Source organism: Janthinobacterium rivuli, from assembly GCF_029690045.1.
GTDB lineage: Bacteria > Pseudomonadota > Gammaproteobacteria > Burkholderiales > Burkholderiaceae_D > Janthinobacterium > Janthinobacterium rivuli.
The window spans coordinates 2,112,539-2,131,452 of record NZ_CP121464.1; the positions used below are offsets into that span (position 1 = coordinate 2,112,539).

The 18,914-nt window shown below is 61.0% G+C and carries 23 protein-coding genes; all 23 read right to left on the reverse strand.

What is annotated here, in order from left to right:
• Window positions 1-279: 279 nt before the first annotated feature.
• A complete protein-coding gene (locus P9875_RS09655) occupies window positions 280-1,551 on the reverse strand; it encodes a phage late control D family protein (protein ID WP_278318234.1) in 1,272 nt (423 codons plus the stop codon).
• A complete protein-coding gene (locus P9875_RS09660; RefSeq protein WP_278318235.1) occupies window positions 1,548-2,156 on the reverse strand; it encodes a phage tail protein in 609 nt (202 codons plus the stop codon). Before P9875_RS09660 ends, P9875_RS09655 begins: the two co-directional genes overlap by 4 nt.
• Window positions 2,157-2,171: 15 nt before the next feature.
• Complete coding sequence (locus tag P9875_RS09665) at window positions 2,172-5,075, reverse strand: phage tail protein (RefSeq protein ID WP_423221829.1); 2,904 nt, start codon at window positions 5,073-5,075, stop codon at window positions 2,172-2,174.
• Window positions 5,076-5,189, reverse strand: a complete 114-nt coding sequence (locus tag P9875_RS09670; RefSeq protein ID WP_071653863.1) for a GpE family phage tail protein — start codon at window positions 5,187-5,189, stop codon at window positions 5,076-5,078.
• 8 nt (window positions 5,190-5,197) lie between these two features.
• Window positions 5,198-5,506, reverse strand: a complete 309-nt coding sequence (locus tag P9875_RS09675; RefSeq protein ID WP_046682354.1) for a phage tail assembly protein — start codon at window positions 5,504-5,506, stop codon at window positions 5,198-5,200.
• Between the two features lie 37 nt (window positions 5,507-5,543).
• Window positions 5,544-6,053, reverse strand: coding sequence for a phage major tail tube protein (locus P9875_RS09680; RefSeq protein WP_278318237.1), 510 nt, complete (start codon window positions 6,051-6,053; stop codon window positions 5,544-5,546).
• Window positions 6,054-6,101: 48 nt separating this feature from the next.
• Window positions 6,102-7,277, reverse strand: a complete 1,176-nt coding sequence (locus P9875_RS09685) for a phage tail sheath protein (RefSeq protein WP_278318238.1) — start codon at window positions 7,275-7,277, stop codon at window positions 6,102-6,104.
• Window positions 7,278-7,313: 36 nt separating this feature from the next.
• Complete coding sequence (locus tag P9875_RS09690; RefSeq protein WP_278318239.1) at window positions 7,314-7,796, reverse strand: hypothetical protein; 483 nt, start codon at window positions 7,794-7,796, stop codon at window positions 7,314-7,316.
• A 2-nt stretch (window positions 7,797-7,798) separates the two neighbouring features.
• Window positions 7,799-9,460: a phage tail protein gene (locus tag P9875_RS09695; RefSeq protein WP_278318240.1), complete on the reverse strand. Its 1,662-nt coding sequence runs from the start codon at window positions 9,458-9,460 to the stop codon at window positions 7,799-7,801.
• A complete protein-coding gene (locus tag P9875_RS09700) occupies window positions 9,457-10,077 on the reverse strand; it encodes a phage tail protein I (RefSeq protein WP_278318241.1) in 621 nt (206 codons plus the stop codon). The genes P9875_RS09695 and P9875_RS09700 overlap by 4 nt, the downstream gene beginning before the upstream one ends.
• Window positions 10,070-10,981 (reverse strand): baseplate assembly protein, encoded by a 912-nt coding sequence (locus tag P9875_RS09705; protein WP_278318242.1) that lies wholly within the window; start codon window positions 10,979-10,981, stop codon window positions 10,070-10,072. Before P9875_RS09705 ends, P9875_RS09700 begins: the two co-directional genes overlap by 8 nt.
• Entirely contained in the window at window positions 10,978-11,322 is a 345-nt protein-coding gene (locus P9875_RS09710; protein ID WP_278318243.1) for a GPW/gp25 family protein, read from the reverse strand. Before P9875_RS09710 ends, P9875_RS09705 begins: the two co-directional genes overlap by 4 nt.
• Window positions 11,319-11,990 carry a phage baseplate assembly protein V gene (locus P9875_RS09715; protein ID WP_278318244.1) on the reverse strand — a complete coding sequence of 224 codons (672 nt, stop codon included), beginning with the start codon at window positions 11,988-11,990 and terminating at the stop codon, window positions 11,319-11,321. The genes P9875_RS09710 and P9875_RS09715 overlap by 4 nt, the downstream gene beginning before the upstream one ends.
• 221 nt (window positions 11,991-12,211) lie before the next feature.
• Complete coding sequence (locus tag P9875_RS09720) at window positions 12,212-13,684, reverse strand: TIR domain-containing protein (RefSeq protein ID WP_278318245.1); 1,473 nt, start codon at window positions 13,682-13,684, stop codon at window positions 12,212-12,214.
• 235 nt (window positions 13,685-13,919) lie between these two features.
• Window positions 13,920-14,387, reverse strand: coding sequence for a phage virion morphogenesis protein (locus tag P9875_RS09725; protein WP_278318246.1), 468 nt, complete (start codon window positions 14,385-14,387; stop codon window positions 13,920-13,922).
• The gene (locus P9875_RS09730) at window positions 14,384-14,872 is read right to left on the reverse strand and encodes a phage tail protein (protein ID WP_278318247.1); all 489 of its coding nucleotides are present in this window, start codon (window positions 14,870-14,872) and stop codon (window positions 14,384-14,386) included. The genes P9875_RS09725 and P9875_RS09730 overlap by 4 nt, the downstream gene beginning before the upstream one ends.
• Window positions 14,856-15,365: a lysis system i-spanin subunit Rz gene (locus P9875_RS09735; protein WP_278318248.1), complete on the reverse strand. Its 510-nt coding sequence runs from the start codon at window positions 15,363-15,365 to the stop codon at window positions 14,856-14,858. The genes P9875_RS09730 and P9875_RS09735 overlap by 17 nt, the downstream gene beginning before the upstream one ends.
• Window positions 15,362-15,922 carry a glycoside hydrolase family 108 protein gene (locus P9875_RS09740; RefSeq protein ID WP_278318249.1) on the reverse strand — a complete coding sequence of 187 codons (561 nt, stop codon included), beginning with the start codon at window positions 15,920-15,922 and terminating at the stop codon, window positions 15,362-15,364. The genes P9875_RS09735 and P9875_RS09740 overlap by 4 nt, the downstream gene beginning before the upstream one ends.
• Complete coding sequence (locus P9875_RS09745; RefSeq protein WP_278318250.1) at window positions 15,922-16,293, reverse strand: hypothetical protein; 372 nt, start codon at window positions 16,291-16,293, stop codon at window positions 15,922-15,924. The genes P9875_RS09740 and P9875_RS09745 overlap by 1 nt, the downstream gene beginning before the upstream one ends.
• 65 nt (window positions 16,294-16,358) lie before the next feature.
• Window positions 16,359-16,568, reverse strand: a complete 210-nt coding sequence (locus P9875_RS09750) for a tail protein X (RefSeq protein ID WP_278318251.1) — start codon at window positions 16,566-16,568, stop codon at window positions 16,359-16,361.
• Complete coding sequence (locus P9875_RS09755; RefSeq protein ID WP_278318252.1) at window positions 16,568-17,071, reverse strand: head completion/stabilization protein; 504 nt, start codon at window positions 17,069-17,071, stop codon at window positions 16,568-16,570. The genes P9875_RS09750 and P9875_RS09755 overlap by 1 nt, the downstream gene beginning before the upstream one ends.
• Window positions 17,072-17,165: 94 nt before the next feature.
• Window positions 17,166-17,885 (reverse strand): phage terminase small subunit, encoded by a 720-nt coding sequence (gene gpM, locus P9875_RS09760; RefSeq protein ID WP_278318253.1) that lies wholly within the window; start codon window positions 17,883-17,885, stop codon window positions 17,166-17,168.
• Entirely contained in the window at window positions 17,882-18,901 is a 1,020-nt protein-coding gene (locus tag P9875_RS09765) for a phage major capsid protein, P2 family (protein ID WP_278318254.1), read from the reverse strand. Before P9875_RS09765 ends, gpM begins: the two co-directional genes overlap by 4 nt.
• Between the last annotated feature and the right edge of the window lie 13 nt (window positions 18,902-18,914).

Consider the following 18,914-nt stretch of genomic DNA (forward strand, 5'->3'; position numbering starts at 1 on the left):
AGTTCCTGCAAGTAGAGAGGGATCAACCTCGTATTCTAAATTGAGTTTGGCTCCGAACGTCAATCTATTATAGATAAAGCAGTATTTTGCGCACGCGCTTCATGTAACACACACGACGTTGACCGGGCGCGCTTGCGAACGATTCTGACCATACCATTGTCAACCCGGTCAGGAGTGCACGGATTACCTGCTTGAATTACACAATTGCCCTTACGCCTAGCGGGCGGACCGCTGCTATGGGGCGAAAGCAGTCGTTGAGCTGAAGTGGAGGGCACAGGTTTATGCCGCTTCTGCGCCTGCTACCGTCTGCGTAGATTCCCAGGGTTCCTCGCTGTTCTCGCGGATGATGTCCCGGACTTCCTCAATGCGCTTCCACGCATGCAGCGCCGCCCTTTTTGCGGCCTGCTTGCTCTTGTAGGTGTGCTCCAGCGTCTTGAGCGTACCCGAGGCTCCGGCTTGTTCCTGTCCCGCCTTTTTCTTCTTCGCTGCCACGTCCTTCCACTTGGCCACCACGCCCGTGATGCCCTCATCCGGGTCTTTCTCGTCCTCGCGTTCTGCCTCGACCGCTTCCGTCTTCGTTTCAAATTCCACGCGCGTGGTAAAGCCGTTGCCGCCCAGGCTGTGCGTGACCTTGACCGATAGCCATTCGGTGGCATCGATCTCGGGCTTGAAGCCTGTCACGGTGACGGGCGATTGCGGGAACACGGCCGGGTTGCCCAGGGCCAGGCTCATTTCAAAGGTGGCCAGGCCGCGCAGGATGCGCTGCCATTCGGCCACGGCCGCCGCGCGCGCGTCGGTTTCGTTGGCAAAGGTGGTGCGCAGGCGCTTGCTGTTGCCGGGCACGCCGGCCACGACGCTACGGCGGCGCGCGTAGCGTTCGTCATGCCAGAAGGCGCGCACGCCCGTGTAGGCGTCGCTTTCGGCGCTGTGGTAGCGGTGGCCGTCGCCCAGGGCGCGCGTGATGGGAATCACGGGCAGCGCCTTGCCGCTGGCCGTGCGGCTCTGGTTGATGGGGATGAAGAGCAAGATGTCATTCTTGACGGTGGCCACCGCGTCGTATTTCCTGCCCAGCCGGCGCAAGAAGGCCGCATCGCTTTCATGGGTCTGGTCGATGTGCTCGATGGCGATATCGCGCAGACGCACCGACACGCCCGACGCCAGCTCGTTGCGAAAGGCAATCGCCTCGATGATGGCGCCGAGGGTGGTCTTGTGGAAGCTGTGTTCCTGCTGCTGTTTAAACGTGTCGATCAGGTTGGCCGACCTGGCGCGCAGGGTGATGGTGTCGGGCGCGCCGCTGTGCTCCACCTCGTCGACTGTGAACTTGCCCATGTCCACCAGGCCGGACGCTTGCCAGCCTAGCGCCAGGGCGATCTGCGCGCCGCGTGGCGGCATGGCCAGCTTGCCGTCGCTGTCATCCAAGGAAATGTCGAGTTGGTCGCTCTCGTCGCCACGGCACAGGGTCAAGGTCAGATTGATCAGCCGCGGCGAGACGATGGCCGTCAAATCCTTGTCCTCGATGCTGACCCTGAAGGCGGGGATATGCTCGCTCATTTGAACTTGTCCGCCGCGCTGCCGATGGCGCCGCTGATGCCGGCGCCGATCTTGTCTTTTATTTCGCTGACCACGCCGCCGTATTTCGACGTGATGCCACCGACCACATTGCCGACCACGCTGCCCACGGCATTCCTGGCTGCGCCCGCGATGCTGCTGGTCATGCCGTCGATACTGAGCATGTTTTTCAGGTCGCCGATGTCGCCCAGGCCGACCATGGCCAGCACGCCATCGTCGTCGCGCTTGAGTGCAATCGAGAACTCGACGCGGCGCGCGCCGCCGCTGCCGTCCAGGATGGTGCGCCCCTCGGTCATGCTGGTGATGCGGTACGAGCCGAGAATGCGGCCCGTGCCCTGGATCAGAATCCACGATTTACCTGTGTCGGCCATCATGCGTAGCGCATCGAGCGAGTACAGGGAGCCGGTCAATTCCGGCGCCACCCAGCCCGACAAGGTGATGGTGTCGTCGCCGGGCCCCACGTACTGGTGCGCGTCGCGCAGGCCCACGCGCGCCGTGCTGGCGTGCTTCCATTCCGTTTGCCGCTGCAGCTCGTGATAGGCCAAGGTCGGCAGGCTGAACACGAACATTCCTAAAATCATCATCATGGTGGAGTTTCTTTCTTAATCGTGGTCGCGCAGCGACGAGCGGATGCGTGCCGCTTTTTCGCGGTCGCGCTGATCGAGCGCGACGCTCACCGCGCGGGCGATGGCCTGTGGATCGGTGCCGGCCTGAACGTTGAAACTGATTTCGATCTTGTCGCCTTGAATCGTCATGCCGGCGCCAAACCCGCCTTGGGACAGCGGCGCGCGCATGTCGAAGGCGCTGGCGGGCAGGGCGGTGGCTGTGCCGATGGCGATGCCCGCGCCCAGTTGCGTCAGGCGCTGCGCCAGGCCGGAAACCTTGGCAATCGGCGCGCCTTCGCTGCGGTCCAGGCCTACCGCCAGGCCTTGCATGGTGTAGTCGCCCAGCTGGGCAAACACGCGGCTTGGGCTGTGGATACCCAGCTTTTCCTTGAACCAGGCAATGGTGCTGGAACCGGCATTGCTGATGGCGTCCTTGACGGCGCCCATGGAACCCGTGATGCCGTTGACCAGGCCGCGCAGGATATTGGCGCCGAACTCGGTGAACTGGGCCGGCAGATGGATACCGAACCAGCTCATGACGCCAGCGAAGGCCTGGTAAAACACGCCGACCGGCGACCAGTTGAGAATCAGCGCGCTGATACCCGCCAGGCCGCCGGCACACGTCGCCTTGAGTTGCGACCACACGCCGGCAAAGAACGTCTTGACCGGCTCCCAGCATTGATAGATGACGTTTAAGCTGCTGGTGATGCCGCTGGCCATGCTGCGCAGCAGGCCGCTGCCGAAGTCGCTGAACTTGGCGGGCAGCGCAATGCCGAACCATCCCAGCACGCCGGCGAAGGCGCGATAGAAGATGCCCAGCGGCGACCAGTTGACGATCAGGGCGCTGACGCCGCCAATGCCGCTGGCAAACGCCGTCTTGACGTGCGACCAGACGCCGGTAAAGAATCCCTTGATTGGCTCCCAGTATTTATAGATCAGGAAGGCGGCGCCAGCGATGACCGTGATGGCGATGCCAATCGGGGTCATCAGAAGAGCGCGGCCCAGCCACAGCACGGCCCGGCCCGCCCACATGAAGGCGCCGCCCAAGCCGCGCAGGATAGGCGTGAGCACGCCGCCCGTCACGCCGATTTTGGCGAACATGACGTGCAGCATGGCGTACGGGCCGATCAGGGCGGCGATGCCCAGCATCAGCGGGCCGAGCACCAGCAGCAGGCCGGCCAGCACGGCAAACGCGGTAATCATGACCTTGGCCACGGTCGGGTTGCGTTCCATGAAGCCATTCAGGCGCGTGACGGCGGCAATCGCCATTTCCAGCCCCTGCGCGTACAGCGGCAGGATTTTCTCGCCCATGGTGAGCTTGAGGTTGGCCAGCTTCGATTGCGTTTCCAGTTCCTTGCCGGCGGCCGAGTCGCGGCCCAGTTTTTCCAGCTTGCCGATATCGGCGGCGCCACGGTTGAGCTTTTCATTCTTGTGGATTTGCCCGCGCTGCAAGTACATCTGCGAATACAGGTTCGACGCCGTGCGGTTGGAAAAGATGCTGCCGATGGCGTCGAGCACCTGGTTTTTGTCTTTGATGCCTTTCTTGGCCAGTTGCGGCAACAGCACCTTTTCCATCCATTCGAACTGGTTTTCGCGGAATAGCTCGGAACCCAGCAGCGCGCCAGGATTGAGGAAGGAAAGTTGTCCCGCTTTATCATGCGTGACCTTGCTCTTGTCGCCGATCAAGCCGAACTCTTCCAGTTTTTTTGCTGAGCGTTTGGTGGTGCGGCCCTGGTACAGGTTCTGGTACGCGCTCATCAGGGACGTGCCGACGCGGTTGCCGCTCATTTCCTGCACCAGCGGTTCCATCTGGTAGTAAAAGGCGTCATCTTTCAAGCCCTTGGCCGCGATGCCGCCCGTCTTGATCATGTTCAGCCATTCATTCGGGCCGACGCGCCCGCCCGTGGCGGTAATCACCTGCTGCACGATGTTGGCCTGGGCTTCGAATTTTTCCTTGCTCTCCAGGCCGCCGCGCAGCTCGATGACCTTGAGCATGTCCATGAACTTGCGTTCGTTGTCGGCGCCTTCTGCTTCGCCGAAAAATGCATGGTTGGAAAATTTCATCTTGGCCAATATGGGTGCCACCATTTCCGCGTGGTGCACATCGGCAAAGGCGCTCATGCCGTCGCGCATGAGTTGCAGGTTGTCGAGCTGGCTGGTGCCGTAGGTCTTCATGTTGCGGGCGAAGGCGACGGCCTCGGCTGATACCTTGTCGCCCAAGCCCAGGGCGTTGACCCTGCCTACTTCCGTTTGATAGTGCTTGGCCTCGTTCAGCCCCTTGACGACGGGCGCGCCGATGACGGCGCCCGTGGCGGTCGCGCCAGCGCCGGCCATGGCCAGGTTGCCCGCCTTGTTGCGCAGCTTGTCGGCATGCTGGGTGGCGTTGGTGACGCGCTGCTGCTTGGCGGCGGAGGCGGCCAGGCGCTTTTGTTGCGAGGCCAGTTCAACGTTCGTCAACTGGATACTGTTTTTTAGCCATTCCTGCGCCTTGCCCAACTGGCGCGTGTCGATGCCTGCGTCTTTCAGGCTGGTGCGCAGGACGCGGAATTGCTTGCTCTGTTCTCGGCCTTTAAGCGTCAAGGCCTGCGTGACCTTCGTCGCCGCCTTCAAATCACGCGTCATGGCGCGTGTAGGAGACTTGGTCTGTTTTATGCTTGCGGCCAGCTCTTTTACTTTTTTTTGAGCTTCTTTCAGCTCAACCCCCGTTGTTCGAATGCCGCTATGCAGTTCGCGGAATTTCCCCAGGTTTCTCTGCTGGGTGTTCAGATCGCGCAAGCGGTCGCTGGTGGCCTTCAAGGCCTTGGCCGTGTCGCTGGAACCGCCCATGATCTTTTTCAGCGGGCCGGTGATTTTGTCCAGCGCTGCAAACACTACCTGTAACTTCAAATCCCGACCAGCCATCTATTCCGCTCCGCTTCGCAGCCGGGCGCGTTCGCGCCAGGCCATCAGTTCATCAATCGTAAAGCCGTCCATCGCTGCCGGCGTCCAGTGGAAGACGCCGGCAATGTCGGCCATGGCGTCTTCTACTTCGCCGGGGATACCGAAAGGCGATCTGCTTTGCTCGCCAAAAAACCGGCAACCTCGGCGCCCACGGCCAGCAGGTCGGCCGGGTCCATGTTGGCGATGTCGTGCGCGGTCAAGGTCGGCTCGGTGATGCGCGGCAGCACGATCTGCAAGGCCGACACGTTCAGGTTGGCCAGCTCGATCAGGGAAATGCCGCGCAGGGCACCCGCCTTGGGTTTACGCACGGTAAGGGAGGTGATGAAGGTGTCGCCGCGCTTGATCGGGTCGTCCAGTTCGATGACGGCTTGGTTTTGGGTATCGTTGTGCATGCTGTGTTCCTTGTGGTGGTGTGATTAAAAAAGGGGATTACAGGCCGATGGCCTTGCGGATGGCCGCATTGGTGTCGCCGCCGCCAAAGTTCTCGGTGCCGCTCATGAAGTCCAGTTCGATGACGGTGGCGCCGTCGATCATCAGCTTGTAATAGCTGCAAGCCATCGTGTATTTGTGCGTCGTGTCGTCGCCCATCTTGGCCGCACCCATGTCGATTTCCTTGTAGCGGCCGCGCACGACGACCTCGACGGCGGCGACGCTGCCGTCATCGTCGTTCTGATAAGCGCCGGCAAAGCGCAGTTGCACGGCGCCATGCGTGTGGGCGCCGTACTGTTTCAGGGCTTCGGCGATCAGGCCGCCAGCGCTCCATTCCAGCGACAGCGCCTCATTGCCGAAGTCGACGGACACGGGGCCGCTCATGCCGCCGGCGCGGTACTCTTCCATCTTGCGGCTCAGTTTGGGCAAGGTGACTTCGGGCACCATGCCCATGAACAGCACGCCGTTTTGAAATACATTGAATTGCTTGAGTTTGTGGGGCATGCCCATAGTGTTCTCCAGTGGTTAATTGCACCCGCGCGCGGCGGGCACTTGGGATTAAGCGGCGATGCGCGAGGCGAAGTCGGCCAGGTAGCGGTCGGTAATGCGCTGCTGGAATTTCAGGTTTTCCAGCGGCGGCACGGGCGTGTAGTCGTAATCGATGGCCAACTTGCCGTCTTTCAGCGCCGTCTTGTCGTTGTATTGCTCGTCATACCAAGCGTGGCCGTCGATGATGTAGCCCTGCAATTTCAAGTCGCGGAACTTGGCATTGATGCTTTCCAGCAGGTCGCGCACCAGGGATGGATGCAAGGGCACGTCGACATAGGCGAAGTGCGCCTCGGCAATGGTGTCGGCCAGCACCTGGGCCGTGCGCGTGTAGCTTTCAAAATAGAAGAAGCCGCCCGGTTCCTCGCAGGTACGCGAACCCCAGAAGCGGTAACCGCCCATGTTAATCAGGGTGGTCACTTCCTTGGCGTTGAGCACGCCGGCGTCGGTGGCCGGGTCTTGCAGATCGAAAAACACGTCCTTGGTGATGCCGGTAGGGCCATTCACAACGACGTTGGACAGCGTCTTGTGCCAGCCCGTTTCCTCGTCGATCTTGGCGCGCAGGCCCATGGCGTAAGCGACGGCGGACATGCTGGCCTCGGCATCGATGGCGGTATCCCAGTTCACAAAATCCGGCCAGATGATCATTACCTCACGCTGGCCGAACTGGCCGCGATAGGTGGTGGCCGCCGTGACGGTGGCGCAGCCATAGGCGGATGCGTACACGAAGCCGCGCAGGCGCTGTGCCACGCTGGCCAGAGCATTGGTGACGGCCTGGGTATCCAGCCCCGGCGCGCCCAGGATGCGAGGCTTCACGCCCAGTTTACTTTGCGCGGCCAGCAGCGCCTGGGCGCCCAGGTACTTGCCATCGGGTGAGGTGCCGCCGACGGCGTTGCTGGTGGTTTCCGCCTCCGTCTCGCCTTCGGCCACACGCACCACGACCGTCAGGGGCTTGGTCTGTGCGGCAATCGCTTCCAGTGCGCGGTACAAGGTGCCGGTCTTGCCGGCCTTGCCCATGGCGGCCAGCACGTTGGTGACGAGCACGGGCGTGTCGAGCGGGAAGGCGGCCGGGTCGGCATCGTCGGCCGTGGCGATCAGGCCCAGCACGGCGGTGGACACGGTGCGGATGGGGCGCGAACCCTCGTTGATTTCGATGACGCGCACGCCATGGTGGTAGTCGGTAGCCATGTTGCTCTCCTGGTAGGTGGTGAATGTCGGGGGGTGTTACTGGGTGTTGCCTGCATCATCGAAGGCGCGCCGGGCCTCTTGCGGCAAGGCGTCGGCGATGCGCTGGAATTCGGCGCTGACGGCCGCTTGCAGGGCGTCCATATCCTGCGCGGCGGCGACTGTCGGGCAGATGGTGATGTCGAGCAGGCAGGTGCGCGCCGTGGCGATGGCTTGCGCGGTTGCCGCATCGCCGCTGGCCATGGCAGCAAAGCCGATACCGGCTAGGCGGTTGAGGATGCCGTCACGGCGCGCGCGAACGGTATTGAGGTAGACGGCGCACACCTGGCCATAGGGAATGGCAGGGGCCGGCGTGATGCGCAGCGCCCCTTTGACAAACTTGAAGGATCCGCCGGATGCGCGGGCGGTATGGGCGGCCAGGTGATCCGCCTCGGATACCTCAAACACATCGGACGGGATGTCCTGGTACTTGATGTTGACGGGGTAAAAAAAACCTGTGCTCGGGGAATATCTGACGGGCATGATTAGTTTCCAATCGCAAAATAGGAGGGGGTGATGCCGGCCGAAAGCGCATTCCCGTTGTAGGTGTACAGGCGGAAGCCCGTTTTTGTCCTCATACCGGCGTTGATATTGCTGGGCAGACTGGACCCGCTTCCACCTTGCCCTTCATATCCACTGAAGACGTGAAAACACGCGTTTGGAAACGGAATCGGAAAGATCACGTCGACATAGCCGGATTCCGGTGTCTGCGCTCCGCCGCCCCATTGCAGGATCATGCCGCCGGGTTGTTTCTGGTAGCCGCTCGAAGACAACATTGCCGCAAAGTCGGCATTGCGCCACAGCTCGGCGGTCGATTCGATGACTTGCCAGACTTTTGGCCCGGTCGCCATGAGGGTCAGGAATTGCCCAGGCTTGATCGTGATGCTCGGCACACTGCCGACATCAAATCCAATGTTCACGCCCGGCGCGGCAAGAATGGTGCCGCTATTGAACAGCCCGAAGAACTTGACGCACTTGCCGGAATTGTTGGGAATGCCAAGCGATACCGGGTCGGGAATGGTGATGGCCTTGCCCGCAGTCGGGAAGTACAGGGCGCAGCCCATATCCTCGGCGGTGAGCGAACGGCTTTCAGTGACGTCGGCATAGCGAACCATGTTTCCTTGTGCGCGCTGCACAAAGTCGGCATTGACCAGCTTGCTCGACGCGTCGAACTTCGGCAGTGTCGCCACTTCCTTCATGCTGTATTGCGGATGCGGATCTGCCGCCGCTGCGTGCTTGGCCAGTTGCTGGTCGCCATAGGCGCGTGCGCTGGTGTCCTGTTGATCGACATAGGCGACCTTGGCCAGCAGCGGGTGCGGGTCAAGAGCCGCCTGATGCTTGGCCAGTTGCTGGTCGCCATAGGCGCGCGCGCTGGTGTCCTGCTGATCGACATAGGCGACCTTGGCCAGGAGCGGGTGCGGGTCAAGAGCCGCCTGATGCTTGGCCAGTTGCTGATCGCCATAGGTGCGTGCGCTGGTGTCCTGCTGATCGACGTAGGTGACTTTTGCCAGCAGCGGGTGCGGGTCGGCGGCCGCCTGGTGCTTGGCCAGTTGCTGATCACCATAGGTGCGTGCGCTGGTGTCCTGCTGATCGACGTAGGTGACTTTTGCCAGCAGCGGGTGCGGGTCGACAGCGGCCAGATGCTTGGCCAGTTGCGCGTCGCTGTAGGCGCGCACAGTAATGTCCTGGTCATCGACATACTTGCGCGTGGCCAGAACGATGGACGGGTCGATTTTTAGCTCGATAGCGGCCGTGCTGGCGACGATCAGTACGATACGCACCACCTGCATGCGGCCGCTACCTTCCGCCATCAGTGGCTTGTAGCTGGGCGGGCAGTTGGCCACGGCGCACAGGTCGCCCGCCTCGTCATAAATGCCGAGTTCGCGCATCCACCAGCCGCCCACGTTCTCGGGTAAGACTTGCTCGGCAATGATCTGGCTGGTGTTGTCCGGGTCTTTGTCCAACTTGTTCAGGTCGGCGCGGTGCACCTCGCGCACAAGCGCCTTTTGTCCTCGGTCGGGAACCGGTAGGGTGCCGTTGCCGTCACCTACGCCCATTTTTTTGAGTTTCAGGGTTTGGCCCAGGGCGATAGCATTGGCCAGCTTGGCCTCGCCCACCTGCGTCAGAATTGCGAAATATGTGCTCATGGATAGATGGTCATGGTGTCGATGGTATGGGATGCGCCGGCCTGCAACAGCGTGCCGCGCACTTCGATGGTTTCCGCGATCCAGGGATACACGGTCACGACGTCGCCGTGGTATGCGGCAATGCCTGTGTAAACGGTGCCGCGAGTTTCCAGATACAGCGCCAGGCCCGTCATGTGACGGCTAACGGGTTTGGCGTCGGCAATCAGGCGCTCCATTTCCTGAAACATGGCGTCCGTGATGCCCGTGTCCAGCACGCCCACGTCGAGGCGGAAAGTACCCGGCACGCCCGGTGGCGTCGTTTGCCACCATTCGGTAATGCGGATCAGATAGCCCAGGGACTCGACCACGCGGCGCACGGCGGCAATCGTGCCCTTGTGCTTGTGGATGAAATAGGACGCCTTGATCGTGCCGCGCTTGGTCGACTCGGGCCAGGCGTCATCCCAGCGGTCGACGGAACAGGCCCAGGCCAGAAATGGCAGCAAGTTGACCGGGCAGCGGTCGACGCTCCACAGGTCGCGCAGCGGCACGGGCACGTTGACCAGCTCGGCGCAGGCCACGGCAATGGCGCGTTCCAGCGCGGTAGTGTTGGGCGGCAGGGTGGGCACGAGCTTATTCATCGAGTACCACGACATTGAGCTTGATGGCCGTGCAGCGCGCGGCCTGGGTGGCGTTCAGTTCGATGTCCGCCGCCGGGCTGGTCAAGACGACCTTGCGCACGCCTTCGACATGCACGGCGGCGCTGCAGGCGGACCGGTAGATGCTGTGGCCCAGGGGGCGGCGCGGCTGCGACACGCGTACGGCGTTGGTGCGCGCGGCGGCCAGCAGGATCGGCACTTCCGGGCCGACGCCGATAAACAAGGTGGCCTCGATCTGGTAATCGATGACCTGGGCGGCCTGCACGGTCAGGCGGTCGCCCAGGGGGCGCACTTCCTCGGCATTGAGCGCGCGCGCCACGGTGGCCAGCAGCGCGGCGTCGGCGATGCCGGAGTCGTTGTTGGCCAGCACCGTGACGATGACGTGCGCCGGCGCGGGGCTGGTGGCGCTTGCGTCCTTGACGCGGCCGTCGCTGCTGCGGGCGTGGAATTCGTAGGAGGCTTTCGGGCCGGCCACGGACAGGCCATCCGGCGCTTCCTGGATGCGCAGGCGGTAGGCGTCGTTGTCTTCCATGACGGCGGCCACGGGTGGCAGGGCGTTCGGATTGGCCGGCGTGATGACCAGGCGCGCCACGTTGACGTTGGCGCCCAGCTGATCGAGGTCGCCATCGAGGGCAAACGCCAGCATGACGGCCTTGCCCGCCTCGTTGACGCGGTTGCGCAGGATGGTCTCCTGATAGGCGTTTTCTTCCAGCAGCTTGGTGGCTGGCTCCGATTCCAGTTCAAGCAAGGCCGTGACGGCGGCGCGCTCGGTTTCCGGCAGCAGGCTGACAAGGTGCGTCTTGCGGCCAGCCAGGATGGTTTCGAAGTCCAGTACTTCCACTACGCTGGGCGCCGGCAATTGCGTCAGGTCGATGGGCGTGCTCATACGCTACTCCCTTGCTTGACGGGCACGGCAAGGGTGATGCCTTGGCCATTGGCCGTGCCGTCCAGCAGCAGGGCGATGGCGCCGTCCGTGTCGCGCGTGAGCTGTACGCTGGCCAGTTGCAAACGCGGCTCCCAGCGGCGCAGGGCAAAGGCGGTGGCGGCGTAGATGCGCAACTGCGTGGCGCTGTTCAAGGGCTGGTCGATCAGCTCGGGCACTTCGGAACCATAGCGGCGGCGCCGGATGCGCGAGCCGATGGGCGTCGTGAGAATGTCGGTCACGGACTGGCGCAGGTGGCCCAGGCCCGTCAGGCTGCGCCCGGTGGTGGCGTGCATGCCCATCATGGCAAAGGCCCGTCCGACTGGTCACCACCTTGCTTGACACCGCCGTGCGGATGCTTGAGCAAGCTGATGGCGCCGGCCAGCACGTCCTCGCTGGCTTTGATCGTCCCTTGCACGGCCATGGCCACGCCGCCAGCAGCGCCGGCCTTGGCATTCACGCCGCCGTTCAGCGCGGTAGCACCGTTGACGGTGGCCGCCTGCATGACGATCAGGTTTTTCATGACGGTCAGGTCGCCGGTGCAAATGGTGTTCGGTGCGTTCGATGTGACCTTGTCGGCCGTGATGGTGGCGGTGCCGCTGGGGAGCACTGCCGTCAGCGCGTGGGCCGCGTGGTCATACTGCACCAGGGCGCCGTCCGGGTAGTGCGTGGTGTGGATGCTGTCGCTGGTGTCGGGCGCGTCAAACGCCTGCGAGTACAGCGCCGGCAGGATGATGCCGCGCGTCAGGTCGCCGCCGGGGGAAAAGACGATGACCTGTTCGCCGACAGTCGGCGCCGACCAGGTGCGCGTGCTGCCGGCGCGCCGTGTGGCCCAGTTCAGCCATTCGGTGGTGAGTGTCGGGCCGAGCCGCACGCGCGCCTTGGTCCCTTTGACCTCGGCAATGGTGCCCAGGCGGATCAGGTTTTGCAGCAAGCGGAGGAGGTCGGACAGGTCGGCGTTCATGCAGTGCATGTTGCCGAAGTCCGCGTGCGGATGCACGCGGGGGCGGGTTGATATACGGCTTAATGGCCACGGCTATTGTTGAAGCACTAATTTAGATGGCGGTAGTGCCGCTTTTTTCAAAATGGATTGTTCTAACATATTTTGAATAATTCATTCATGACTTCGCGAGATTTTCAATATGGGCGCCGTTGTATATCAATAAAATTTTTATGCAATATATGCACGTGAATTTATGTGGTGGGTAATTTTTCTTCCAAAGATAGCGCTTGGGCAGCCTCAATTATTTGACGCTTGCCATCTGCGTACTTCTTTTCAAATTCTTTTCGCTCCGTGGCTTTGTTTTTTAGAGCATCCGAAAGCCTACCATGGCAATATTCGGAACGTTCTTGATATTTCACAGCGCGTTCAAGATATACGCATGCTTCTATCGACAGTCCCTTGTTTATTAAAAGATTGCCGATATTTCCAATAATCCACTGATCGGGGGCGTCAATTTTCATTATTTTCTCTGCTTTTCGATAAGCCGCAAGTGCAGTATCTTGCATATCAAGCTGAAGGCAACTATTTCCTAAATATCCCCAGTATTCAATATTTTCGGGTTTTTCTTCTGTTAAATCTATAAGTAGGCACGCAGCAATATTGTGAAGATCGAGTTCCTGGGCGAGTCGAGCGTATTTGAATCGAAGTTCGGTGTGGCGAGGAAATTTAATATGGCAGCGTTGAATAGTCTTCAGTGCATCGTTCATCCTATCTTCTCGTTCAAAAGCTGATGCGAGGTCAATTGCAATTTCTGGCGAATCATCTGGAGTGGCGTGCAATAACTTTTCTATGGCAAGAAGATTATTTTCATTTTCCACGTAGCAAGCTGCAAGAGCTTGCGCGATTTTTGAATCATTCGGCAAAGATAATTGCACCGAGGAAAGAAATTGAATTGCTTCCGCGATATAGCCTTCCCGGCGAAGGAACATGCCCACACTTGATTGTACTATCGGATCTTTGGGGTATGTATTTGCGAAATCTGTAAGCAATTTAGTATTAGGTATTTTTTCTAGCTTAAAGTCACAATATGCTAGCCAACTTTTCGAAATGATTGCTTCTTCTCCAGATTGAGCAGACATTTGTTGTTCAAGGGTTATTTTCGCTCTTTTATAATTTCCCTCTACAAAATCAATGATCCAAAAATTCTCTTCATTTTTTTCGACTACCCCACCATCGTTACTAGCCTCCACGACTATTCGACCTGGAACGACGCCAAGGGATTTAATTTGGTTTCTGATTTGGTGGCAAACAGGTCCGGTGCCGGCTTTTAGAAGGCCATCAGATCGTGTTGAATCGTATTTCCCCGGAGTGATGCCAAGCAAATCCGTTGGGATGTGGAGTTCGCCCCCGTGCGGTACTAGAAAAAAAACCCGCTCTCGGCCAAGTTTTCCAATAAAAAGTCCAAGCTCAAACAATACATTATCACGAATAATATTGACAGTCTCTTTCCTGATGGTGGCTAAATCGTCAGATGAAAAAATAAATATGGCAAAGTCGCTGTCTCGAAGCGCATCAGTTAGTGATTCCATTGTGGTGCGCGAGAGTTGAAAAACATCTTGATCCCATACCGTAACCTCGGCATCATGAAAAAGATTCTGTTGAACTGCATAAGAAACGTTAAGTCCCTCTACTGAGGATCCAATGAATATGCGAGGCTTTGTCATTTTTAAATTAGTTTATTCTGAGTGGTATTAATATTTAATGTAAGAAATTACGTGTATTTCTAAATCCGGATGCTAAAATTTAACTATTTTTAATAAATATAGTGGTGAAAAATTTAAGTATTTGTATTAAGATTTTGAGGAATTAAATGATGCCCGTTATTTTTAGATGGCAAAAATTTTATGTAACTGTAACTCAAACGACAACAATTGTCAGTTGAAGTTTCCGTGAATCATGTCAGGTTTGCGCCAAATGGGTTAGCAAAGATTCACGTACCAACGTTCGATCCTCTTCACTGAATCCCAGCAGCGGCCGGGCCGGGTAGCTGTATTTTGGGCCCTTCTTTGAGACGCTATCCGTCAAGCCCTCATGATGCACCCGTGCGATGTGCATCACCTTACCTACGAAGCCGACAGTCAACTGGCCAGGGTCGGCATGCACCTTGAGGTATTTCGCCGTACGAATCTTGGCAAACATCGCCGCCTTCTGTCGCTTGATGCGCCCATTCTTCCCTTTGAATTCCTTGCGCCGCTTGCGCGCCGGATAGGCTGCGCCGTCCGGTCCCTGCTGCGCCTTGATGCGTTGCGCCTGGCTGCGACGCAGGTCGATGGCCACTTTGTGATTGACGGCGCGGCGCTGGGCCGGCTGCAGCTTGGCAAGCAGGGCACCGGCCCAGGCTTCCAGTGCGTGCAGGTCGTCGCTCACGGGGTAGCCTTGGGCGTGCGCCATTCGGCCAGCAGGGTGTCGCCGTCATACAGCTTCCAGAATTCGTCCGCGTAGGCCGGCATGTGCTGTATCTCGGCCAGGTGCTTGATGTCCAGGCGGCCCGCCTCGCCGGTCTTGACGGCCACGCGCTCGGTCAGGTCCAGCTTGATGGAAATGTCGACCGTTTCATGGTTATTAAAATCGACTTCGAACGCGATGCCATGCTTGCGCGTTTCCTCGTTGGCCATCAGGTCCAGCTGGTGGACTTTCAGCCAGGCGATCAGGGCCACCATGATGGCATCGGCGTCGCCCGTGTAGTCGGTGACGATCAGGTTGAGCTTGAAGCGGTATTCGAAGGAGAGGGAGGCGGTGGCCGACGCCACCACGTTGCCCTCGTCGGCGAAGACCAGCAGGCGGTCGGGGTCGCGCTGCAGGTCGGGGATGGCGCCGGCCAGGTGCTGGCGCAGGCTATTCGGTTTGTACATGGTAGGTGTCTCGTACTAGGTTGTAGGCATCGATACAGGCGTTCAGTTGGCGGGTGGCGTCGTCGCCGTCGCCGGCAATGGCGTCAAGAGCTGCCGCAGTCGCCGGGTCAAGTTCGGCACGCGTTTCGTGCCGACGGCCTGCGGCAGCGGTGGCATCTGCAGTTGCGGCGCAGTTGCCGCTGGCAACGGGGATTGACAGGCGCACAGCGCCGCTGCGCACGTCAGCATTGAAACGGTCACGCTCGGTTTTCGCATGGTCTTGCTCCTGGGTGAGGTGGTCGGCGCGCTGGGCCAGGGTGGCGCCGGCGGCGCGCTCCAGGGTGAGCACGCGGGCGGTGGCCTGGGCCAGCGCGGTGGCGGCGGTGCTTTTACTGGTGGCCGCCGCCCGTTGCAGTTCGGCGATGCTGGCGTCCTTGCGCCAGCCCTGCGTCGTCCAGCCCGCGATGGCGCCGCACATGAGAACGGCGGCCAGCGGGCGCCAGGTGGTGGTCACATGGCCACCCGTTCCTTGATCCAGCCGAACAGAAAGCGGCGCTGGCTCTTGTTCGCTTCCGTGATTTCTAGATAGCGCGCCGCCTGCAGGCCATTCAAGGCGCGCAGCAGTACGGCGGCGCCGTCCTGGCCGCGCCATTTCAGGAAGGATGCAAGGGCGCCCAGCGACTGCGTGCCCAGGCGGCCGTCGACGAACAGGGCGGGGTAGCGTGTGCCCGTGTCGTTAAAACCGTTCAGCCAGCGCTGCAGGAACTCGGCCGCGCGGTGCGGCCCCATGTTCACGCCCGTGTCGATCAGCTCGGCGCCGATACCGGCATGGGTGGCCAGCACCTGGTCGAACTTCGGTTCCGTGATGTAGCGCGCCGTGTAGATGGCGCGCGCCACCGTCACGGGCAGATCGCGCATCGGACCCGTGTAGCCGTTGGCGCGCGCCACGGCCACTGTGATGCCGAAGTTGGTTTCGCCGCCCTTGTCTTGCGGGTCGTTCACATAGCCGCCTTCGGCACGCAGGATGGCGTCGATGCTCCGTGCGATCAGGGGGGGGTCTGTGGTGGCCATCACTGTTCCTTCGCGTCTTTGACCAGCTCGGCGATGTCCTTGTCGCTGCGTCGCTGGAACCACAGGGCCACGGCGCGCGATACCCACCAGCCGGGCGCGCCCACGATCAGGTCGATGGCGGAAGCGTTGACCATGGCGCCGATGGCGGGGAGCTGGGCGCACAGCAGCTGATACACGGTGCCGCCCAGCAGGCACGAGAACACGCCCGCGCAGGCCAGGCGGGCGACGAATTCGCCCTTGTTGAAGGTGCCGTCGCTGTTCAGCGGTGGTAGCACGATGTACAGCATGGCCGCGCCGACCATGCCCAGCGCCGCCTTGAAGCCGTACAGTTTGACCAGGGTGGCGAAACCACCAAACGATTCTGCGGACATTGCTTGATTCTCCGGGGTGAGGGGTGATAGATTTTTCATGATGGATAAAAGGGTGAATACCAGCGTTAATCCCATAGCTGCACAATGTCCGCGGCCTGGCTCGTGCTGGGCGCCGGCTCGGGCAGGGTGACGACCAGGCCGGCAGGCAGCACGGAGCCGTGGCGCGCCAGCGCGGGATTTATTTCCAGGGTTTGCTCGACGTATCCCGCGCCGTCGCCCAGGTAGCGCCACACCAGGGCGTCTACCGTGTCGTGCTGCCGCGTGCGCACCTGCATCAGATCAGTTCCACGGTGAGGTGCGTGCGCCCGACCATATCGGCAATGGCCCATTGCGCATTGCGCCGCTGCGCGCCGGGTGCCTCGTCCAGCCATTCCATGCTTTTCTTGTCACTGACGGACGTGGCCGTGCTGTCGTAGTCGCGGTAACGCTCGATCAGATCGGCCTTCGCCGTGCTGTAGACGGCGCGCCGGTACTGCGCCAGCAAGCGGGATTCGCGGTTGATGCGCGTGGCCGGCACGTCCACCAGGGCGGTGATACCGGTAGCAGCTTGCTTGCCCTGCCAGTCGGCTAACTCGCGGTTGACCTGCAGGATGGCATCGACCACGGCTTGCACGAGGCGTGCGTCGGTGACGGTGCCATCCAGGCGCATGGCGTCGCGCATATCGGTCAGCGCAATATCGGGAAACCAGCCGTCGTTCTCGATAATGCCAGGGGCAGGCGCTGGCGTCGCCGGGGAGGTGCCGGGCGGGATGGACGGGGGGAGGGCCATGAAGGACATACGGGACGCTTTCAAAATGGGGCGGTGGACGGGGTTCATCAGGTCGATGGTTCGGCCAGAATTCCCCCGTGCCGCCGTGCTGCGGGGGATGCTCTTACGCGGAACCGGCCGCGCGTTTGATGCGCCGCTCCAGCCGTTCCATATCTTTCTTGACGCCGCACGACTCGGACAGGGCGCGCGCACGTTTCAGCTGGGCCATGGCCGTTTCCGCTTGTGCCACCAGCGCCGGTGCGATGTCCGTGTCGTCCGCCTGATCGAGCACGGCGATCATGGCCAGGCCGATGGCCTTATGCAGCTTGGCGCGCGCCTGGTCGGGCGCGTCGCTGGCGGCCGTCAGCCGTTCGACAGTGCCCAGCACCTGCACGGCGTGCTGCGGATCGGCGGCCAGCTTGCCGTGCAGGTAGCCTTCGGCAAATTCGTCCAGCATCAGGGTGGCGATGTCGCGGCTGTAGCCATCGGGCAAGGTGAATTTGTGCGCCAGCGCATATTCGGCCATGACCAGGGCGCGCTCGTATTCGCCCGTGTCGATGTGCCACACCAGCAAGGTGGCGAACACGTCATCCTGTGCACCCTTGCCGCCGGCCAGCACGCCGTCGATCCACTGCGCATAGTCCGGCAGCAAGGTGGCCTTGACCTCGATCTTGCGTTCCACCGACTGATATCCTTTCAGGCGGCGCCGGTCGTCGGCCAGCTTGTAGAGCATCATTTCGTAGGCCGTGCCGGTGGTGACGCCCAGCGGCGCGGCGGCGCCGGCCGTGCGCTCGGCCAGCATGCGCGCGCGGTGGCGCAGGGCGGGGGACTGGTTGGCCATCATTTGTCTTTCAGCTCGATGTTTTCCACCAGCGCGGCCAGGCCCAGGTCTTCGATCACGTAGGCGTCGTTCGACGACTCGTAATTCTCGATGCGGTCGCGCTTGGGCACGTCCTCGACGCGGCGGCGGCGCGCACCTTCCTGGAAGTAGATCGACAGATTGTCGAAGCGCGTAATCAGGATGGCGTTGTCCGGGAAGTAGGGCACCCGCGCGGCCGGCAAGCCGCCGATACGCTTCTGGCTGATGATGATGTCGGCCGCCAGGGTTTCCGTGGGCGCCTGCTTGGTGTTGACCAATGGGAAATACTTGTCGTTCAACAGCTTGCGCCCGACGATGGCCACCAGATTGGTGTCTTCCTGATACCACGGGTCCAGCAGGTTGACGGCGTCGGTGACGGCCGCGTCCAGGTTGGCATAGTCGGCGCCTTCCACGTCGCCGATGATGACCTTGCCCGGCATGCCGGCGGCCACCAGGCCCAGCACGCGCTCGGGCGCCAGCTCGCGCAGGTGCTGCAGCCAGCCCTTGTTCACGTCCTGCAGCAGGGGATTGGCGTCCAGATCGGTGTCAGCCATGGCTTTCACGCCATTGAAACCGATGACGATGCGATCTAACGCCTGGCGCGTCAAAATGGCATTGGCCACGCGCGACTGGAAGTCGGCGAACTTGGCCCAGGCGTCCAGCTTGGCATAGTTCAAATGCGTATCAAAATTGGTTTGCTCGCAGCGGTATTTTGTGCCGTCCAGGGTGGACAGGTCGCGCGTCTTGCGTTCCTTGTCCTTGGTGTTGGTGCGGCCGGCAATTGGGCCGGATACGCCCAGGCCCAGTTTTTCGCCTTCCTGCTCGGTCACGCCAATGATGTTGACCTTCGACAGGAACTCGCTCGATTCCTGCATCTTCGTTTCCAGCTTTTGCTGCACGCTGGGCGTGACGCTGAAGGTCTTGGCCACGTTGTCCGTGTCGTTCAGTTGGCCCAGGCGGGTTTCATATTGGCCAAAGACCTGGCGCGTTTGCTTTTTCATAAATCAGTGCTCC